Consider the following 20489-nt stretch of genomic DNA (forward strand, 5'->3'; position numbering starts at 1 on the left):
GCTCCTTCTATTTTGATTTTTTCACTTTTGTTGTATTTGTATTATAAAATGTTGCCGCTCTATCGTAACAATTTCTTAACTGGTATTGATTGTTTAAGCCGCGCACACCTTCTGTCCTGCTGACGATAAAGTGTTCGAGTTTCTGCATGTATTCATCTGGAGTGATATCTCCTTCTGCCACATAATTCAGTCCCTTTTCCCAACTTGCTGTCAATTCCGGATTTAATAAAGAGCGGATTGAGTGATTCACCACATCATAAATCATCTCGCCTTGTAATGTCGGTGTAATGATCTGCGTTTTTTTATTTAACGATAAATACTTAATATTCACCAGCTTTTTCAAAATCTCAGCCCTCGTGGCACTTGTTCCAATCCCGCTTCCTTTAATCTGGGCACGTAATTCTTCGTCTTCTATAAGTTGTCCTGCATTTTCCATTGCCAGAATCATTGACCCTGAATTATAACGCTTCGGAGGTGATGTCTCGCCTTCTTTTATATTTAATGCCTTTACCGGCAAATGCATTCCTTTTTTCAATGCCTGCACAGTCTGAAAAAATGCAGCATCCAGATTCTGTGCATTATCATCTTCATTTTTCGAATCTTGTCCTGTTTTTTTCTGTGGAACACCAACTACTTTTAAATAGCCTTCCTCTGCCAGCACTTTAAAACTCGAAAAAAAGCTTTCCTCTCTGATTTTTGTTGTGATTGAAACTTTTTGATATACTGCCGGCGGATAGAAAATACTCAAGAAACGCCTTACAATACAATCATATACCTTTCCTGCTGTCACCGATACACTCTTTAATGCCGCTATTCCCTGACCGGTTGGAATAATTGCATAGTGATCTGTAATCTGCTTGTCATTTACATATCGCGTTTTTGCCAACCCTTTATGTGTTCCAAACTTCACAATTTCCTGTAAATAAGGTACTGCCATCGGATATTTCATTAAACCATTTAAGTTATGTCCGATTTCTTTTGCAACTGCAGTCGACAATACTCTCGCATCTGTTCTTGGATACGTCACCAGTTTCTTCTCGTAAAGCTCCTGCACGATACGCAATGTCTCATCCGGACTGATTTTAAATCGTTTTGAACAATCATTCTGCAACTCTGCCAGATTATACAACAATGGTGGATTTTTCTTTTCTTTCTTTTTTTCAATAGATACAATTTCGCATTCCATTGGTTGTTTTTCCTTAAGATATGAAATCAACTCTTCTGCTTTTTTTCTTTCTTTAAATCCATTTTCCTTATACAGATCAAATGATTCAAAATAACGTGACCCTTTTACTGCACGCCATTCTCCCTCGAATGTCTGTCCTGATACATCTATCGTACTTAACACACGATAAAATGGTGTTTTTACAAAATCTCGGATTTCTCTCTCTCTTCTTACAACCATTCCAAGTACACAGGTCATTACTCTGCCGACTGAAACAACCGCATATTTTGTATGCAGATAATTTGAAATACTATTTCCATATTTCAATGTCAACAATCGCGAAAAATTAATCCCCATCAAATAGTCTTCTTTTGCCCTCAAGTATGCTGAAGCACTTAAATTATCGTATTCTGACAAATCTTTCGCTTCCTTGATTCCTCTTAAGATTTCTTCTTCTGTCTGAGAATCGATCCAGACACGTTTTCTTTCTTTTCCTTCTACATGTGCCTCCTGCTCTACCAGACGATAAATATATTCTCCTTCACGTCCTGAGTCCGTACACACATAAATACAATCCACATCTTCTCGATTTAAAATATTACTCACAATCCGAAACTGCTTTTCCACCCCCGGAATCACTTCATACTTAAAATCCTGTGGGAGAAACGGCAGCGTGTCAAGATTCCATTTTTTCAAAGAAGCATCGTAAACTTCCGGATAACTCATCGTCACAAGATGTCCCACACACCAGGTAACAATTGCTTCATCTGATTCTAGGAATCCATCCCCGCGTCTTGTTTTTAATTTTAATGCCTTGGCAAACTCCTGTGCCACACTCGGCTTTTCTGCTATGTATACCGATTTCCCCATTCTTACCCTGTCCGTTTCTTCTACTATTTTGTTTCAAATTTGTAAGATGTCACTGTGTGATATGGTATGCCCTTTTTGCAGATTGGACTGGCAAAATTTTCGTGATGTACTGCATCTGGAAAATACTGCGTCTCGAAACATACTGCATCCCGAATACCGTATACTGCACCATTTTTTCCGTGTTCATTATCAAGGAAATTTGCTGTATACATCTGCATTCCCGGCAAATCTGTCCATACTTCCATAACAATCCCGCTTTTTTCTGAAACTGCTTGTGCTACTTTATCAAATTTTCCATTATTTTTCAATACCCAGTTATGATCGTATCCTTTTCCCAACCGGACCGCTTCATAATCTGCATCAATTGCTTCACCAAGTGCTCTTGGCATTCTAAAGTCCATCGGTGTTCCTGTCACATCCACTAATTCACCTGTTGGAATCGACTGTGCATCTGCTCTTGTAAAATAATCCGCATCTAGTGTTACCAGTTCTTTTAAGACGTTCCCACTGTCATGTCCATCAAGATTAAAATAACTATGATTTGTCATATTGATAATGGTATCCTGATCTGGAACCGCATCATATATAAGTCTCAGCTCATTGTCTTCTGTCAGCTCATATGTAACATGCATATCCAGCGTTCCCGGATATCCCTGATCCCCATCCGGACTATGCAAAACAAATTCTATTTTAGAATCTGTTTTTTCACCCACATTCCAGATTCTCTTATTATAATAATTTGTTCCACTGTGAAGATTATTTCCATTATCATTTTTCTCAAGTTCATATGTCTTATCCTGAATTGTAATAACTGCACCTCCGATACGGTTCGCATTACGACCTACCGGTGCGCCAAACGATCCGCCTCCTTTTTCGTATCCGGTCACATCATCATACCCCAAAACTAGATCTCTTAATTTTCCTTCTTTATCCGGCACATTCAATTTTACTAATGCTGCACCATAGTTTGTTATAGATGCTGACATTCCATTTTCGTTTGTCAGTGTATATAAAACTGCTTCTTCTTTCTTTGATGTACTTCCAAATGTTTCGACACGAACTGCTTTCATAGTTGTTCTCCTTTTGCTGTCTTATTTTCTTTTTATTTTTAAAAATTTTTTTAATTTTTCAAACGGAGTGATATGTTTTTCTTTCTTTTCAGGACGCTTTGCTGTAATCGCATATTTCATAAATTCATCCTGTGCACAGATTATTCTGTCTCCCCGGTTCTTTTTCCGATAAGTCCCATCGCTCTTCATCTCTCTTGCTTTTACATTATCCGCAAGCATAATCTTCAAATCGCGGAGCAGACGTTTTTTAATATTTGGATCATAAACCGGACACGCAACTTCTACACGTTTTTCCGTATTTCTTGTCATCATATCTGCTGATCCGATATATATCGTAGCATTTTCATCTTTTCCAAACACAAATACTCTTGGATGTTCCAGATATCGTCCGACAATACTTGTCACTTTCAAATTCTCGGTCTCATCTTTAATCCCCGGCAATATACAACAAATTCCGCGAACAATCAGATCCACCTTCACACCTGCTTTGGAAGCTTCTGAAACTTTTCTCATGAAATCAATATCCGTCACCGAATTCATTTTCATCAAAATACGTCCTTCTGCTCCTTTTTTGATTTCTCCATCCATCAGGCTTAATACCTTTGTTTTTAAGCTGGTAGGTGATACGATCAAATGTTTATAAACTCCATCAAGATTACCAATTGACATGTTCTTAAAGAAAAGTGCTGCATCTTCTCCTATTGATTGATTTGATGTCATCAGAGAATAATCTGTATATAATTTTGCTGTCTTTTCGTTATAGTTTCCTGTTCCGATCTGTGTAATATATTTGATCTCATTTCGGTTTCGATACGTGATCAGGCAGATTTTCGAATGTACTTTATATCCTTCAAACCCATAAATCACCCTGCATCCTGCCTCTTCCATTCTTTCTGACCAGTCAATATTATTCTGCTCATCAAACCTTGCTCTAAGCTCAATCAATACGGTTACTTCTTTACCGTTTTCCGCAGCTGCACACAAATACTCCGCCAAACGTGTCTTTTTCGCCAGACGGTAAATTGTAATTTTTATTGTCATAACATCCGGGTCTGTAGATGCTTCTTTGATCAACTGCAAAAATGGTTCCATACTCTCATAAGGATACGCCAGCATGATGTCTCTTTTCTTTATCTGTGCCATCACACTGCTGCCTTCCACAAGAGAAACTGACGGCTGTGGTGAAAATGGTTCATCTATCAATGAGCGTTTCATCGAATCCGGTACTTTATCAATAATTTTAAAAATAAAATCCAGTTTCATCGGCATCTTAGTACGGAAAATACATTCTGGCCCGATTTTAATTTTTTCGCAGAAATACTTTTCCATCTCTTTACTCAGCGGATTTGCCGTTTCAAGTCTTACTGCTGCCATTTTTCTTCTCTTATGTAATGTTTCCCTCATAACAAAACGAAAATCTTCATTATCAGCATAAGCCTCATCATCTGGTGACACATCCGCATTTCTCGTCACGCAGATATAATTTTTTTCCGATACTTGATATTGTTCAAAAACAATATCTAAATATTCCATGATTACTTTTTCCATTCGGATATACCGTACATCATGACCCGGAAGATATAAAATATCTGAGACAAACTGTGGAACCGGAACAATTCCGATCATTGAGTGAGCTTCATATTTCAACATTGCCACAACATAAATCTCTTTATTAAGCAAATGCGGAAATGGATGGTTCGCATCAACTATCTGCGGAGACAAAATCGGAAGAATCTGTTCTTTAAAATATTTTTTTACATACTTCTTCTCCTGCTGCTCTAATTCCTTAAAATCAAGACCGCAGATTCCATATGGTGAAAGCTGCTTTTTAATCTCACTATAGGTTTTATCACGCTCTTTATAAAGCGGAGCTACCGCTTCATAAATTGCACTAAGCTGTTCTTGTGCTGTCATTCCGGATCTTTTATCTATTTTTTTTGCGTCTGCCTCTGCCATATCATAAAGGCTGCCAACTCGAATCATAAAAAATTCGTCCAGATTACTTGTGAAAATAGATACAAATTTCATGCGTTCCAACAATGGAACACTCTCGTCCTGTGCCTCCTCTAATACTCTCTGATCAAACCGAAGCCAGGATAATTCACGATTCTGTGTATATGTTAAATGTTCTTTTACCATATTATTCCTCCCCATCTAAACTTCCAGGTATTTAATCAATCGTTCATATTCACGTTCCATCAGCTGATATCCATGATCGTAAAACGCCTTCAATGTTGCCGCATTACGCTCAATTCTGGACACTGGTTTCACTTCCGGACGAAGTACAAATATTTTTCCTTCTCTCTCAAGACGTTCAATATGATTCATTTCTTTATTATACATAAAACTTCTGGTAAGAATTGTCTTCACCAGATTTGGATATGCTGCATACTGTTTACGATACAGATTAACCATACTGCTTTTCATTGTTTTCTTACGATATCCTTTGTTTCTCGTCAATATAACCACAATTTTTTCGTTTCCCAATTCCTGTGCATGACGAATCGGAATAGAATCTGCCAGCCCGCCATCCAAATATGGAACCTCATCTACATTCACAATTGGACTTACCAGTGGCATACTGCAGGATGCACGACAGATTTTCATCAGTCGCTTCTCATCCTTTCCTTCCTCAAGATACTCTGCTTCTCCTGTCAGACAATTCGTTGCCACAATCTCACATTTAGTCTCTGATTTAAAATATGTTTCAAAATCAAACGGAAATGTTTCATGAGGAAATTTATCAAAAATCATATCCATATTCATCAATGATTTTTCTTTAATAAAAGTACGTAAACCATTCACATAATTCAGACTTTTATCTGTCGGAATCATACAGTCTCTCGTCCGTCCCGGCTGTTTTGAAACATAATCTACTGCATTGCACGACCCTGCCGATACCCCGATCACATTTGAAAAATACAAATCTTTTTCCATCAGATAATCCAAAACACCTGATGTAAATACGCCTCTTGTTGCTCCGCCTTCTAGTACAATCGTTGCTTTCTCCATATATGTCATCCTCACTTTCTTGCGACTGGCTCCACAATAAAAATTTTAATAGCTCTATTATATAACGTTTTTTGCCTTTGGAAAATAACAATCTCCACAAATTTCTTAAAACATTTCCACTCTTTTTGAATAGAAAATGAAATTCTTCACAAAAAGCAATTTCCAAGGTCAACACACCTTGCCTTTTGCCTCCAAACCATGTTAATATAAGCGTTGGAGTTCTGATAACAATTGAAGCTTGTTATCCATTAACAAAGTTTTTTATTTTAAAGGAGAAACCAAAACATGATTAGTGCAAACAACGTAACACTGCGCGTCGGAAAGAAAGCGCTGTTTGAAGATGTTAATATCAAATTTACTGAAGGAAACTGTTATGGAATGATCGGTGCCAACGGTGCCGGAAAATCTACATTCTTAAAAATTCTTTCCGGACAGATTGAACCAACAAACGGAGAAATTGTAATCACTCCGGGACAGAGACTTTCTTTCCTGCAGCAGGATCATTTCAAATATGACGATTATCTTGTATTAGATACCGTTATTATGGGGAATGCCCGTCTGTATGAAATTATGAAGGAAAAGGAAGAAATTTATGCCAAAGAAGATTTCACAGATGAAGATGGTATCAAAGCCAGCGAACTGGAAGCAGAATTCGCTACTATGGACGGATGGAATGCAGAATCTGATGCTGCTACATTATTGAATGGACTCGGTATTGATACTGATTTACATTATAAATATCTTCGTGACCTGACAGGTGCTGAAAAAGTGAAAGTTCTGCTTGCTCAGGCTTTGTTCGGTAATCCGGATATTCTGCTTCTCGATGAGCCTACTAACCATTTGGACCTGGATGCGATTGCCTGGCTTGAAGAGTTTTTGATCAACTTCGAGAACACAGTTATTGTTGTATCCCATGACCGTTATTTCTTAAATAAGGTCTGTACACAGATTGCTGATATTGATTATGGCAAAATCCAGTTATACGCCGGTAACTATGATTTCTGGTATGAATCCAGTCAGCTTTTGATCCGTCAGATGAAAGAAGCAAACAAAAAGAAAGAAGAAAAGATCAAAGAATTACAGGATTTCATTTCTCGATTCAGTGCCAATGCTTCTAAATCCAAACAGGCTACTTCAAGAAAACGTGCTCTTGAAAAAATTGAACTGGATGAGATCAAACCTTCCAGCAGAAAATATCCTTATATTGATTTCCGACCAAATCGTGAGATTGGTAATGAAGTATTATCTGTTGAAGGAATTTCAAAAACAATTGATGGTGTAAAAGTTTTGGATAACATTTCCTTTACTCTAAATCATGATGACAAAGTTGCCTTTGTCGGAAGCAACGAGCTTGCAAAGACAGTTCTGTTTAAGATTCTGATCGGTGAGATGGAACCGGACGAAGGTGTTTATAAGTGGGGAATCACAACTTCTCAGGCATATTTTCCAAAAGATTTTGGCGGAGAATTCGATAATGATTATACAATCACAGAGTGGCTGACACAGTATTCAGAAAACAAAGATGCTACTTATGTCAGAGGATTCCTTGGTCGTATGCTCTTTGCCGGAGATGATGGTGTAAAACGTCTGAAAGTTTTATCCGGTGGTGAGAAAGTTCGTTGTCTTTTATCTAAGATGATGATTTCCGGTGCTAATGTATTACTCTTAGATGAGCCTACTAACCATTTAGATATGGAGTCTATCACTGCACTCAACAACGGTATGATCAAATTCCCTGGTGTTCTCTTATTTACATCTCGTGACCACCAGATTGTACAGACAACAGCTAATCGTATCATGGAGATTGTTCCTGGCGGAAAACTGATCGATAAGATCACAACTTACGATGAGTATCTTGAAAACGATGAGATGGCAAGAAAGAGACAGACTTATACTGTAGATAAAGAAGACGACGAAGATTAATTTTCTCACTTACTTTTTTATCACAATGCATAATTTGTTACTGTTCACTCCCGTGTCAATCACTACGCTGATTGGCACGGAGGATGCACGTTTTATCTTGAACGGCATCTCGCCCATTGCCAAAGGCAATTTAAAATGGCGAGATGCGTTGCTGGTCACAGGTACTGTGAACAGTAACCATAATTTAAGAGCTTCGGATGATATGTTCGTCCGAAGCTCTTTTTTATCTGGTTTTTATTTCCCTACTTTCCAGGTGCGAACCTGTTCTTTATAATAAATTACATTTTCCTTTATAATTTCCGGTTTTCCTTTCTTCACATCTACAATTGTAACTGCACAGTTTGCCGGAACTCCATTTTTCCAAAATGCCGCCACATCAAAATTTTCTTTGATATTATTTAATAATGCCGTCATCGCAGCACCATGTGTAGTAACCAGAACATTCTTCTGATATAATTCCTTATTTTCACACAGTTCACGTAAAAACTCTCCAGTCCTTTTCATCAACTGAGACACAGTTTCTCCACCATCTAAAGGAACATAATTTTGAGTGTCTACAAAGAATTTATTAAACTCACCACTTTTCGGATCCATCTTTTCACCACCTATGCACATGCCTTCATAGCTGCCGAAACAAATTTCCTGGATTCGTTTATCTTCTTTTATTTTTATATTACGTCCTTCCAAAATCACTTCCGCAGTTTTTTTTGCTCTGCTAAGCGGACTGGAATATGCTGCATCAAATCTGATGTCCTTCAAGCCGTCTGCTGTCTCTTCTGCAAGATGGATTCCATATTCATTTAACGGAATATCAACAGCCCCCTGCACTTTATGCTCTTTATTCCAATCTGTCTCTCCATGTCGTACAATATAAACCAGCATCGTTTTCTCCTCTTTTTCTCTAATATGAGAAATTTTTATCCTTCAGCACAACTTTTTTGATATATTCAAATGTTTCTGCTTCTCCCTTATCTGCCAACATCCGGAGTAATTTTTCCAAAAGGGCTTTTGTATCTTCATGCATCACATATCCATCTGTTCCGCCATGTGTAAAATATTCCAGCGGATCAGAATCTTTGTATGCATCTCCTTTATAGACCTTGCTTGCTGCAATGCGATCCAGTACCATCTCCACCACATAATTTTTTGGCATCTTCATACCGATCAGAGCTTTCTTCCCATCAAGTCCATAATCGATCCAATATTCATAATGATGCTTATTTCTTCCTTTATGGTGAAGCCAGGCTGAAGAATAACCGAGAGTTTCTCTTTCCGCATTATTCGGACTTCTAGTGCCCTGATAATACTTACATCCTACTCTGAATTCTGTCCAGCCGTATTTTGACATATCATGCAATAATCCCTGTCGATATAAGCCTACGCGAAAACACTCTTTCATAACCAATATTTTGTGTTTTGTAATTGTTCGAAAATGTTGCACTGCTTTCAAAATATCTTCCTACTTTCTTTATTTTCCACACAATACTACGATACTTCTCTCATCAAGCCGAACTGCCTTCTGCATTTCTTCCAGTTTTTCATCACACGCTTCTGTTGCTGTATCCATAACTCGATACCATTTTTTTCCTTTCGGCAAGGATGGCAATGCGAATGTATGCTTTAACCAGTGCATATTGTAGGCTATATAACATGTATCCTGCTTTGCTTCATTATCACAATACAATACGCCAAGCTGTCTGCTATAAACAGCTACCGGTGTCTGCCATGCCAGTTCTCCGTGAAATGAAATGTCAGGAAGCCCACATGCGGTCTTATCCATACCTAGCAATGGCATTTCTTTATGAAGAGAAGCATGTTCTTTTCTAAATTGAATCAATGTCCTCACATATTCAAACAATGCTTCATTCATCTTTTTCTTATTCCAGTTCAGCCATGCTGTCTCATTATCCTGACAATATACATTATTGTTCCCCTTCTGGGTATTGCCAAACTCATCTCCTGCAAGCAGGCACGGTGTTCCCTGCGATAACAATAACAACATCATAGCATTACGTATTTGTTTTTTTCGTAATTCTACAATTGCCTTTTTCCTGCTTGGACCTTCTGCTCCGCAGTTCCAGCTATAGTTATAATCTGGTCCATCCTGGTTATTTTCCCCATTTTCTTCATTATGCTTTGCATCATATGATACAAGATCCTGAAGGGTAAAACCTGTCTGGTTCGTCACATAATTATACTTATTATCTTCACTGGAATTGTGTTTGATCGCCCAGATAACATCTGGGATCATCCCTTCATCTCCCTTCAAAAAGCGACGCATCACATTTTGGAATCCGTCGTCTTTTTGGATCAGCTTAATTCCTTTTAAAAGAGGATCCTGCTTCATACTTTCCCACGGGGCATTATATGGATTGAGCACAAACCCATCTATATGATATTCCAGCATATAATATTTCAGACATTCAATTGCCATCTGCGGCAGTATCTCCGGTGTAAATGGCATTTCTATCACCACTTCAATACCTGCTTTATGACATGCTTTCACCATATCCTTCAATTCACGGCACGCATGCCCTGAAGCACTGTAAGACGGCTTTGGAGCAAAATAATATCCCTTTCCATATCCCCAATAATTTGTCTTGTGTCCGACAATCTCTGAAAATTCATAAATCGGCATACACTGAATTTGATTTACGCCAAGAGACTTCAAATATGATATCTTCTCGATCACTCCTAAAAATGTACCTTTGTGTTTTACCTTTGATGAGCTATGTTTTGTAAACCCTCTTATATGTAAACTATATGCTATCACTTCATTCAATGGTAATTTTAAATGATGATCTTGTTCCCAGTCATACGCTGTTTCCGGAACCCGTCCACGGATTTCGTGTTTCTGCGGATTTGGTTTTTCTCCAAAACGTTTTGTTCGCGAAACTTCTCTTACATAAGGATCTACACAAACCTGTTTATCTATTTCAAAATTATATTCCTGTCTGTCTGCACGAAATCCCTCCAGACCAAGAAATCGAACTTCACCAAGTCCTTCTTCTTCCAGCATATCAAATGTTTGTACCGGTTCTACTTTTCCTTTCTGATAGATCAATAAACGACATGTTTTCCCTGCCGGTACTGATACTGCAAAATTTGTATAATTAGGGTACGATGTTGCCCCCAGCGGCTGTGGTGTTCCTTCCACTCTCCTCATTCTGATGTCCTCCTACTGCCAGCCATTTGTTCCATACAGTTCTACATTATCTTTATTAATGATAAATGTTTCTTCCTGTATCTTTTCTTCATAATCTTTATCTTCCAGTATTGCCATAGCTGTTTCTGCAGCATCTTTTCCTATATTAATCGGCGACTGTGCTCCTGTTCCCACAAATGCACTTTCTTCTTTTGCAATTTCTTCCTTTGCTTCCGGACAGCCGTCAGCTCCATAAATATAAATATCCTTACGTCCTGCCTCATTCACCGCCTGAAGTACTCCCAATGCAACTTCATCCGTTCCACACATGACTGCATTGATTTCTGAATATTGTTTCAAAAATTCCTTCATCTGTTCGTATGCTTTTTGTTTTTCTCCATTCACATCTGCTCGATTCAACACTTCAAATCCTGCATTGGAAATGGCCTGTTCAAATCCTGTAATTCGCTCGTTTACAGAATTGATTCCCTTATCTTCAAAAATCAGGATTTTTCCTCCATCCGGGCATTTTTCCTTCAAATCTTTTCCGCACACATATCCTGCATTTTTATTATCTGATCCTATAAATGCATCCGTAAGATCTGAATTTTTCACTTGTGTATCAAGATTGATAACCGGAATGCCTGCTTCTTTCAATGCTTCCAGTGCACTCTCAATCTCTTCCCAGTCTACCGGACATAAAAATACTGCATCTACGCCCATATCAATCATTTCCTGTATCTGCTGATTCTGTTTCGAAGCATCGTTCTCAGCTCCCATAGACACAATTCGAACATCTTCTCCGATAGAGGTCTCTATTGCCTTTTCCAGTGCCTGAAAATACGGATTATTCAAATTAATACAACTATATCCAAGCAGAAGCCCTGCTTCTTCCTCTTCTTGGGCTTCCTCCTGGGCTTCTTTTGCCTTTGCTTCTTCTGTCTCTTTTGTTGTATTATCCTGTGGTGTTCCTGCTGTTTTTTTACAACCTGATAAAAGCAATGTTATCATCATGACCGCCATTAATATCGTAAATATACGTTTCTTCAACTTCAATCTCCTCCTGTAATAATTCAAATTCACTGATTCTATTCTAACTTTTTTTCATAGTTTGTCAATTCGTTTTCATCTTCTTCTTGCGTTTCATCTTTATCTTTGTTAAAGTAAATCTAGATAAATATTGTCAATACTTCAAAAAGGAGACTCTTATGGAACAGAATGAATTGGGTACTGTAACCCTGTATTTAGACAATGATGAAACAATTGAATGTCAGATTTTATGTATATTGGATGTAAATGAACAGCAGTATATTGCACTTCTTCCACCGGATGAAGAAGGCGGCGAAGAAAGCCCTGTATACATCTACCGCTACACACAGGATGCGGACGGAGAACCTGGACTTGAATCCATCGAAGATGATGAAGAATACGACGCAGTCTGTGATGCATATGATGAATGGCTCGATACTATGGAGTACGAGGCACTCGATCTGGATGCACTTGGATTAGACTCCCTCGAATAACTCTTCAACGAAACGGGAAGGACTTATTTCCTTTCCGTTTTTATTTTTCACATAACTAATCTTTAAAACTTCTTTCGCCCTGGTCATTGCAACATAAAACAGTCTTCTTTCTTCTTCCAGCCCATTTTCTTCTAACGCACGTTTATAAGGAATGCACCCTTCATTTGTCTGGATCAGATATACCGTATCAAATTCCAGCCCTTTTGATGCATGCATTGTCATCAAATGAACCCCTCGTTTATTTTCTCCGTTTTTTTGTTCTTTCATTTTTAATGCGGTGCTATATTCTTCTATGTGTGCGAACCATTCCTGTAAAGTCTCATATGGTTTCGCAGCTTCTTCAATCTCAGAAAGTATATCAAACAGATCGCTTTTCTGCATCTGATGCTGTGTTGCATATTCTCTTAAGTATTCATCGTATCCGATTCGTTTTCTCAAATATTGAATTGCTGCATAAGGTGCCATCTTTCCAAGCATCTTAATATCCCATTCCATCTGGTCTATACGATCTATCATCCAGGCTTTATCTTTATAGAATTTCCGTACATCATCATAAAGACTTTTTTCTTTTCCCGAAACACTGTCCCTGCTGATATAACGTTTTGGTCGATTCATGATCTGTAAGAAATCTGCCCTCGTCAATTTACCAAGCGCTATACGAAAATATGCCTGGATATCTTTTGCAATAAAATGCTGATATAAATTTGGCATGTGTTCTTTCATTTGAAAAGGAATCTTACTGTCAATCAACTTTTCCACTAAAGCTCTCGCATCTGTATGTACTCGGTATAACACAGCAATCTGTTCTGCCAAAATACCTTCTGCTATTCTCGATGCAATCTCTCCTACAATGTATCTGCTCTCTTCTTCTGAATCTCTTACTTCCTGTACATGCAGACTCTTTCCTGCTTTCTTCTTCGTCTTAATCGCCTTATCAAAACGTACCTCATTATGCTCGATTACTTTCAACGCATTTTTCACAATATTGGCTGTTGACCGGTAATTAATATCCAGCAAAATCTGTTTTGCATCCGAGTAGTCTTTTTGAAATTGAAACATCAGCTTCGCATCCGCACCCCTGAATCCATAAATGGACTGGTCATCGTCACCTACAACAAAAAGATTATTTTGCGGTGCAGCCAGCATCTTAATCACATCATACTGTACTTGATTGATATCTTGAAATTCATCGATTAATATATACTGAAACTTTTCCTGCCATAGCTTTAACAAATCTGGCCGGCTTATAAACAACTGGTAACACAAAACAAGCATATCATCAAAATCTATTTTTCTTAATTGCTTCCGCTCTTTTTCGTATTCCTGGTAAATATTCCGAAAGATATCCGGTCGACATCTTTTTGATTCATATGTATCTATATGGTTCCGATTGTTTTTCACAACACCAATCTCTGTGATTATATCTTTCAAAAAATCTTCTTCATCCATAATCTCCAGTCCATCCTGATGATTCACAATCTGACGAACCAGTTTATACTTATCTTCTTCCGATAAAATATTTTCCGGTCCGAACCGATACGCCCATTTCAAAATTCCATAATAAATTCCGTGAAACGTACCCATAGTTACCGGAAGTTTTTTTCCTTCCATCCCGGACTGTAATCGCAATTTCATCTCTGTTGCCGCATATTTAGTAAAAGTAATGACCAGAATTTCTTCTGGTCGTACATGTAATTCTTTTATTAAATATTTTATTCGGTTTACAATCGTCATCGTCTTCCCGGAGCCGGGACCTGCCAATACAAGACACGGTCCCTTTCCGTGAAGCACAGCACTTTTCTGTGCCTGACTAAGTGAAGTCCGTCTGGCTTTCTGCGTGCCAGTGACGCCGTTATGAGAAACAGGTATCTGATTCTCTACATGGCTATCTGAACTCATCTTTACCTCTTTCAAATCTTTCTTTTTTTACAAGTGCTATTTGAATTATGACAATTTTTCAATTCCTGATTTCAGACGAATCAGAGATTCTTCTTTTCCAAGGACATCCATAAGCTCTGTAGCTCCTCCAGGTGTATTCTGTTTTCCTGAAATTGCAGTACGGATTGGCCACATTACATAACCTACCTTGTATTCCTTTTCAGCTGCAAATGTTTTCAATGTCTCAAATAGAGCATCATTGCTAAAATCTTCCTGAGCTTCCAGTACAGGAACAACTTCTTTTAATAATTCCAGTGAATTCTCCGGATTTGTTTTCATTTTCTTATGTGTATACAATGCAACATCATATTCCGGAACTTCCTCGAAGAAATCTATCTGATCTTTGATGTCAGGCAGAATCTCAATTCTTGATTTAACAAGTGCTGCTATTTTTCTGAGATCAAACTCTTTTTTGACAACTTCTTTGATATATGGTTCAGCCATCTCATAGAAGCGATCATCATCCATTGCTTTTAGATACTCACCATTCATCCATTTTAATTTCACAGTATCGAAAACTGCCGGAGACTTGCTCATATGTCTGTAGTCAAATGCTTCTACCAGCTCTTCTAAGCTAAAGATCTCACGATTGTCTGTTGGACACCATCCAAGAAGTGCCACATAATTCACAACCGCTTCGGAAATAAATCCCTGGTCGATCAAATCCTCATATGAAGAGTGTCCGCAACGCTTGCTTAACTTCTTATGGTTCTCATCTGTAATCAGAGGACAATGAACGTATATAGGTACTTCCCATCCAAATGCCTCATATAATCTGTTATATTTTGGTGCAGAAGAAAGGTACTCATTTCCTCTTACAACATGTGTGATCTCCATCAAATGGTCATCTACTACATTCGCAAAATTGTATGTTGGATATCCGTCTGATTTAATCAGGATCATATCATCTAATTCTGCGTTTGGCACTGTGATATCACCATAAATCTCGTCATGGAATGTTGTTGTTCCTTCATTTGGTACATTCAAACGGATAACCCATGGTTTTCCTGCTGCCAGGTTTGCTTCTACTTCTTCTTTTGATAAATTCAGACAATGCTTGTCATATACTACAATCTCTGTGCCATTCTCTGATACTGATGTCTTCAAAGACTCTAAACGTTCTTTATCGCAGAAACAATAGTATGCATCTCCCTGCTCAACGAGCTGCTTCGCATATTTTAAATATATTCCCTGTGCGTTACGCTCGCTCTGAACATATGGACCATATCCTTTATCTTTATCCGGACCTTCATCATGTACAAGGCCTGTCTTAGCAAGTGTACGATAAATAATATCAAGTGCTCCCTCTACAAATCTTTCCTGGTCTGTATCTTCTACACGAAGGATAAAATCTCCTCCCTCATGTTTTGCAATCAAATATGCATAAAGTGCTGTACGTAGATTTCCAACATGCATTCTTCCTGTTGGGCTTGGTGCAAATCTTGTTCTTACCTTACTCATTTTTTCATTCTCCACTTCTTGTTTTTTAACATAATTCTATTCAAATATCACTGTTTGTACATTTACAAACAGTGATATTAAAGCCACGCTCTATTATAAAGCAAGTGGGATAAATGTTCAAGTGTTACTGTTCACATCTCACCAATTGTGCTGCCCTGTCATCTTCTATCAAAAGCGTTCCGCAGTCACGAATATCAATCACCGACAATCCTGTCTGTGCAAATGCATTTGCTGCAATTCTTTCTGTCTGTGTCGGAACAATATATCCTCCTGTTCTTCCTGACGGAAATGCTAATAATGTTATTTCTTCTTCATCATATAGTACACCATCAATTGAGGTGTAATTTATATTTTCTTCTTCCACCATAATATCAAATAAATTATCAATCCCTTCAAAGGCACCTGTTTCAATCACCGAGATATTAGATGGTATGTAAATCTCATAAATATCAGTAAAGCCATTTATAAATACATGACTGCGGATTCCGACGCAATTTTCTGATGGGAGCTCCAACACACCACTTGTACAGTCCAGCATTTCTTCATTGATTCCATAAATCATTCCATCTCCATCAATTAAAAATGGCGTTATTGTCTCTGCTATATCTGTCCTGGCATCCTCTTTTTCTTCTGTATCATTTTTCGGAATATTGTTTGATTCGTCCGCGATCGTATCCTGTGACTCGTCTGTGATAACATCTTTTGTTTCATCCACAATCGTATTCTTTGGTGTATCTGTGATAATGTCTTTTGTCCCATCTACGATTATATCCTTTGGTGCATCCACAATACTTGCTTTCGTTTTATCCACAATTGCAACTTTCTCTGCAAGATTGTCTTTCTCTTCCACCATAACAGTTTTGTCTGGCTCGCTTACTATAATCTCTTGCGAGCCTGCTGTAACAATTCTCTCCATTTTACTTACGGCAATCTCATTTCTTGTTTCTTCTTGCTTTTTTGCACTTAAATATTCTTTTGTTCCTACAGCTTTTCTTGAAAATACAGAGCCTGTTAAAATAGCAATACACAATATCCCCACAATTGTGCGTTTTATATTTGGTCTGTAAAATCCGTAAATTTCCAAACATGCTTCCATAGTTATCCCTCACCATTTCTTATTCTATAGATTCGGCAACGTTTTATAGACAAAGCTATTTACATTTTTACCAATTGTGAAAAATTCTATAAAAGAAAAAGGAACGCTGCAATTAAATGCAACATTCCTTTGCTTTTTTCTTCAAATCTTAACAGTCCATTCAAGAAAACTATATTTTGTTCTATATTTTATACATTAATCTCTGCTTTTACACCAAGCACTTCTTTATTTTTCTCCAACAATGGACGAATCACACGATTCAAATATGCATCAACCTGCTCTTTTGCACGTCCTACATATCTTGATGGTTCCATTGTCTTCTGAAGGTCTTCCAATGAAAGATTGAACGCTGAATCTGCTGCAATAAGCTCAAGCAGATTGTTATCCAGACCTTTTTCTTTTACATTTCTTCCTGCTTCCATAGACAATTCACGGATTCTCTCATGTAATTCCTGTCTGTCTCCGCCTGCTTTTACTGCATCCATCATAATATTTTCTGTTGCCATAAACGGAAGCTCTGCCATCAGACGTTTTTCTATTACTTTTGGATATACAACCAGACCGTCAACTACGTTCAGACAGAGATCTAAAATACCATCAATCGCAAGGAATCCTTCTGGTATACTAAGACGTTTGTTTGCAGAATCATCCAATGTTCTCTCGAACCACTGTGTAGCTGAAGTGATTGCCGGATTCAAAGCATCGATCATCACATATCTGGAAAGTGATGCGATGCGCTCACTTCTCATCGGATTTCTCTTATAAGCCATTGCTGAAGAACCAATCTGTGTCTTCTCAAATGGCTCTTCTACCTCTTTCAAATGCTGAAGAAGACGGATATCATTTGAGAATTTGTGTGCACTTGCTGCAATACCTGCAAGTACATTGAGCACTCTTGTATCTACTTTACGTGAGTATGTCTGACCTGATACCGGATAACAAGCTTTAAATCCAAGTTTTTCAGCAATCATTGGATCAATCTTGTCGATTGTCTCCTGATCTCCGTCAAAGAGTTCCAAAAAGCTTGCCTGTGTTCCTGTTGTTCCCTTTGAACCAAGCAATTTCAAACTCTCAAGTACATATTCAAGATCTTCTAAATCCATCTCAAATTCCTGCATCCATAAAGTTGCTCTCTTCCCAACTGTTGTTGGCTGTGCCGGCTGGAAGTGAGTAAATGCAAGTGTAGGCTGTGCTTTATACTCATCGGCAAATTTTGCCAGCTCTGCAATTACATTAACCAATTTTGTACGAACAAGTTTTAAAGCCTCTGCCATTACGATAATATCTGTGTTATCTCCAACATAACATGATGTTGCACCAAGGTGGATGATACCTTTTGCTTTCGGACACTGTACACCATATGCATATACATGTGACATCACATCATGACGTACAACTTTTTCACGTTCTCTTGCAACATCATAATTAATATCCTCTGCATGTGCTTTTAATTCTTCAATCTGCTCATCAGTAATATTGAGTCCTAATTCTTTTTCTGTCTCTGCAAGTGCGATCCATAACTTTCTCCATGTTTTGAATTTCTTGTCCTGAGAAAAAATATACTGCATCTCTTTACTTGCGTAACGCTCTGAAAGCGGACTTGTATAACGGTCTGTTGCCATAATTATATTCTCCTTTGTTGTTATCCTATTAAATTTATTATATAAGATATTAAAAAGTCTCGTCAAGTGCTTCAATCGAATGCATGACTGACATCTTCATTCGGAACCTCGATTGGATATTTTCCTGTGAAACATGCATCACAATATTTTAAATCTCCAACCATATCTTTCAGCTTGTCAATTTCCATATATCCAAGTGAATCAGCTCCGATCATTTCACGAATTTGCTCTGTTGTATGTGAGTGTGCGATCAACTGTTCATTAGATGGAACATCGGTTCCAAAATAGCATGGATATAAAAACGGTGGTGAACTGATTCTTACATGAACCTCTGTTGCTCCGGCCTTCTTTAACATCTTAATAATGTTCGCACAAGTCGTTCCACGTACAATGGAATCATCTACCATTACAATTCTTTTTCCTTTTACTACTTCTTCTATAACATTCAGCTTAATCTTAACACTGGACTCTCTTTCACTCTGTGTTGGTTTGATAAATGTACGGCCCACATAACTATTTTTATGAAATGCCATTCCATACGGAATACCTGACGCTTCAGAATATCCTTTTGCTGCCACCAGACCGGAATCCGGAACACCTACTACAAGGTCTGCCTCAACCGGGTATGATTCTGCCAATGCCTTTCCTGCTGTGATTCTTGCATGATATACATTCACATTGTCAATTGTACTGTCTGTTCTTGCAAAATAAATATATTCAAAAATACATCTTGCCTGCTCTTCCTCTGGAATTGCCATGCTCATATCTGAAGAGATATCATTTTTTGTTATAGTAACAATCTCTCCTGGTTTTACATCACGAACAAATTCTGCACCAACTGCAGAGATTGCACAACTTTCAGATGCCAGCAGATAAGTATTATCTCTTTTTCCTATGCACAATGGTTTAAATCCCCAAGGATCGCGTGCTCCGATCATTTTTCTCGGACTGCTGATAACAAGTGCATACGCACCTTTAATCTTCTTCATTGCATTTCTCACTGCGATTTCTGCAGTAGGTGTATTCAAACGTTCTCTTGCAATATGATATGCAATTACTTCCGAATCAATTGTCGTCTGGAAAATTGCACCAGTATACTCCAGTTCTTTTCTCAGTTCAACTGCATTTGTCAAGTTACCATTATGTGCTATTGCGAGTGTTCCTTTTACATAATTAATAACCAATGGCTGTGCATTCTCAACACGTGTCGCACCTGCTGTAGAGTATCGAACATGTCCTACTCCCAGATTTCCTTTTAACTTTGTCAAAGACTCGCGGTCAAACACATCATTGACATGTCCCAATCCTTTTTTGGAAAGGACTTTTCTCTTTCCATATGTATCGGTCACTGCGATTCCGCAGCTTTCCTGTCCACGATGCTGCAATGCAAACAGTCCATAATAAACTGTAGAAGCGACATCGCCGCCATCCATATCGTAAGCACCAAAGACACCACACTCTTCACCCAATCCTGTTGTTACTTCTTCAAATTCGCTCATGAATGAAACTCCTTCATCTATTTTTATCCTGTTTTTGCCGAATAACCTGCACGATGATTATAATACAAGGCAGGTTGAAAATCAACATTTCTCCCCGCCTTGTCCGTCTTCGCAGTCATTATTTATTTCAAATTTTATATATAAGTCTTCCTAATAATATTAGTT

The 20489-nt window shown here is 38.0% G+C and carries 15 protein-coding genes; 2 read left to right on the plus strand and 13 right to left on the minus strand.

The annotated features are described in order from the left end of the window. Nucleotides 1-7 precede the first annotated feature (7 nt). Genes D8Q48_RS03370 through D8Q48_RS03385 form a run of 4 tightly spaced genes read right to left on the minus strand, consistent with a single transcriptional unit; the run spans nt 8 to nt 6117 of the window. Entirely contained in the window at nt 8-2035 is a 2028-nt protein-coding gene (locus tag D8Q48_RS03370; RefSeq protein ID WP_118687612.1) for a DNA topoisomerase, read from the minus strand. Nucleotides 2036-2058: 23 nt separating this feature from the next. Beyond that, complete coding sequence (locus D8Q48_RS03375; RefSeq protein WP_118687613.1) at nt 2059-3105, minus strand: aldose epimerase family protein; 1047 nt, start codon at nt 3103-3105, stop codon at nt 2059-2061. A gap of 21 nt (nt 3106-3126) precedes the next feature. Beyond that, a complete protein-coding gene (gene ppk1 / locus D8Q48_RS03380; protein ID WP_121055425.1) occupies nt 3127-5244 on the minus strand; it encodes a polyphosphate kinase 1 in 2118 nt (705 codons plus the stop codon). Between the two features lie 15 nt (nt 5245-5259). Continuing rightward, a complete protein-coding gene (locus D8Q48_RS03385) occupies nt 5260-6117 on the minus strand; it encodes a patatin family protein (protein WP_191855106.1) in 858 nt (285 codons plus the stop codon). A 285-nt stretch (nt 6118-6402) separates the two neighbouring features. Between D8Q48_RS03385 and D8Q48_RS03390 the strand changes: the two genes are divergently transcribed. Beyond that, a complete protein-coding gene (locus D8Q48_RS03390) occupies nt 6403-8040 on the plus strand; it encodes an ATP-binding cassette domain-containing protein (RefSeq protein WP_117989602.1) in 1638 nt (545 codons plus the stop codon). A gap of 234 nt (nt 8041-8274) precedes the next feature. Here D8Q48_RS03390 and D8Q48_RS03395 read toward each other — a convergent pair whose 3' ends face one another. From D8Q48_RS03395 to D8Q48_RS03410, 4 genes are read right to left on the minus strand one after another with little or no spacing between them, the layout of a single operon-like run. After that, nucleotides 8275-8922, minus strand: coding sequence for a histidine phosphatase family protein (locus D8Q48_RS03395; RefSeq protein ID WP_121055428.1), 648 nt, complete (start codon nt 8920-8922; stop codon nt 8275-8277). 19 nt (nt 8923-8941) lie between these two features. Further along, entirely contained in the window at nt 8942-9490 is a 549-nt protein-coding gene (locus D8Q48_RS03400; protein ID WP_118723876.1) for a DUF5662 family protein, read from the minus strand. An 18-nt stretch (nt 9491-9508) separates the two neighbouring features. Beyond that, on the minus strand, nt 9509-11206 hold the full coding sequence (locus D8Q48_RS03405; protein WP_121055430.1) for an alpha-amylase family glycosyl hydrolase: 1698 nt from the start codon (nt 11204-11206) through the stop codon (nt 9509-9511). A gap of 12 nt (nt 11207-11218) precedes the next feature. After that, nucleotides 11219-12235 carry a substrate-binding domain-containing protein gene (locus tag D8Q48_RS03410; protein WP_121055432.1) on the minus strand — a complete coding sequence of 339 codons (1017 nt, stop codon included), beginning with the start codon at nt 12233-12235 and terminating at the stop codon, nt 11219-11221. Nucleotides 12236-12393: 158 nt separating this feature from the next. On the opposite strand from D8Q48_RS03410, the gene D8Q48_RS03415 reads away from it, so the two are divergent. Beyond that, the gene (locus D8Q48_RS03415) at nt 12394-12708 is read left to right on the plus strand and encodes a DUF1292 domain-containing protein (RefSeq protein WP_121055434.1); all 315 of its coding nucleotides are present in this window, start codon (nt 12394-12396) and stop codon (nt 12706-12708) included. On the opposite strand, the gene D8Q48_RS03420 is transcribed toward D8Q48_RS03415, so the two are convergent. The 5 genes from D8Q48_RS03420 to purF form a co-directional block, all read right to left on the minus strand. Beyond that, complete coding sequence (locus D8Q48_RS03420) at nt 12691-14607, minus strand: ATP-dependent helicase (protein WP_121055436.1); 1917 nt, start codon at nt 14605-14607, stop codon at nt 12691-12693. The genes D8Q48_RS03415 and D8Q48_RS03420 overlap by 18 nt on opposite strands. Before the next feature lie 45 nt (nt 14608-14652). Next, complete coding sequence (gene gltX / locus D8Q48_RS03425; protein ID WP_121055438.1) at nt 14653-16107, minus strand: glutamate--tRNA ligase; 1455 nt, start codon at nt 16105-16107, stop codon at nt 14653-14655. A gap of 124 nt (nt 16108-16231) precedes the next feature. Then, a complete protein-coding gene (locus D8Q48_RS03430) occupies nt 16232-17203 on the minus strand; it encodes a hypothetical protein (RefSeq protein WP_121055440.1) in 972 nt (323 codons plus the stop codon). A 188-nt stretch (nt 17204-17391) separates the two neighbouring features. Continuing rightward, nucleotides 17392-18825: an adenylosuccinate lyase gene (gene purB / locus D8Q48_RS03435; RefSeq protein ID WP_117989593.1), complete on the minus strand. Its 1434-nt coding sequence runs from the start codon at nt 18823-18825 to the stop codon at nt 17392-17394. 71 nt (nt 18826-18896) lie between these two features. Beyond that, the gene (purF, locus tag D8Q48_RS03440; protein ID WP_121055442.1) at nt 18897-20324 is read right to left on the minus strand and encodes an amidophosphoribosyltransferase; all 1428 of its coding nucleotides are present in this window, start codon (nt 20322-20324) and stop codon (nt 18897-18899) included. Nucleotides 20325-20489 lie beyond the last annotated feature (165 nt).

This window comes from Ruminococcus sp. B05, from assembly GCF_003628495.1.
GTDB lineage: Bacteria > Bacillota > Clostridia > Lachnospirales > Lachnospiraceae > Schaedlerella > Schaedlerella hominis.

Bases quoted from the DNA above. Each gene is read 5' to 3' on its own strand.
- D8Q48_RS03420 (WP_121055436.1), bottom strand. From the start codon at position 14,607: ATGAGTTCAGATAGCCATGTAGAGAATCAGATACCTGTTTCTCATAAC.
- ppk1 (WP_121055425.1), bottom strand. From the start codon at position 5,244: ATGGTAAAAGAACATTTAACATATACACAGAATCGTGAATTATCCTGG.
- purF (WP_121055442.1), bottom strand. From the start codon at position 20,324: ATGAGCGAATTTGAAGAAGTAACAACAGGATTGGGTGAAGAGTGTGGT.
- D8Q48_RS03370 (WP_118687612.1), bottom strand. From the start codon at position 2,035: ATGGGGAAATCGGTATACATAGCAGAAAAGCCGAGTGTGGCACAGGAG.
- D8Q48_RS03430 (WP_121055440.1), bottom strand. From the start codon at position 17,203: ATGGAAGCATGTTTGGAAATTTACGGATTTTACAGACCAAATATAAAA.
- D8Q48_RS03395 (WP_121055428.1), bottom strand. From the start codon at position 8,922: ATGCTGGTTTATATTGTACGACATGGAGAGACAGATTGGAATAAAGAG.
- gltX (WP_121055438.1), bottom strand. From the start codon at position 16,107: ATGAGTAAGGTAAGAACAAGATTTGCACCAAGCCCAACAGGAAGAATG.
- D8Q48_RS03385 (WP_191855106.1), bottom strand. From the start codon at position 6,117: ATGGAGAAAGCAACGATTGTACTAGAAGGCGGAGCAACAAGAGGCGTA.
- D8Q48_RS03405 (WP_121055430.1), bottom strand. From the start codon at position 11,206: ATGAGGAGAGTGGAAGGAACACCACAGCCGCTGGGGGCAACATCGTAC.
- purB (WP_117989593.1), bottom strand. From the start codon at position 18,825: ATGGCAACAGACCGTTATACAAGTCCGCTTTCAGAGCGTTACGCAAGT.
- D8Q48_RS03375 (WP_118687613.1), bottom strand. From the start codon at position 3,105: ATGAAAGCAGTTCGTGTCGAAACATTTGGAAGTACATCAAAGAAAGAA.
- D8Q48_RS03415 (WP_121055434.1), top strand. From the start codon at position 12,394: ATGGAACAGAATGAATTGGGTACTGTAACCCTGTATTTAGACAATGAT.
- D8Q48_RS03390 (WP_117989602.1), top strand. From the start codon at position 6,403: ATGATTAGTGCAAACAACGTAACACTGCGCGTCGGAAAGAAAGCGCTG.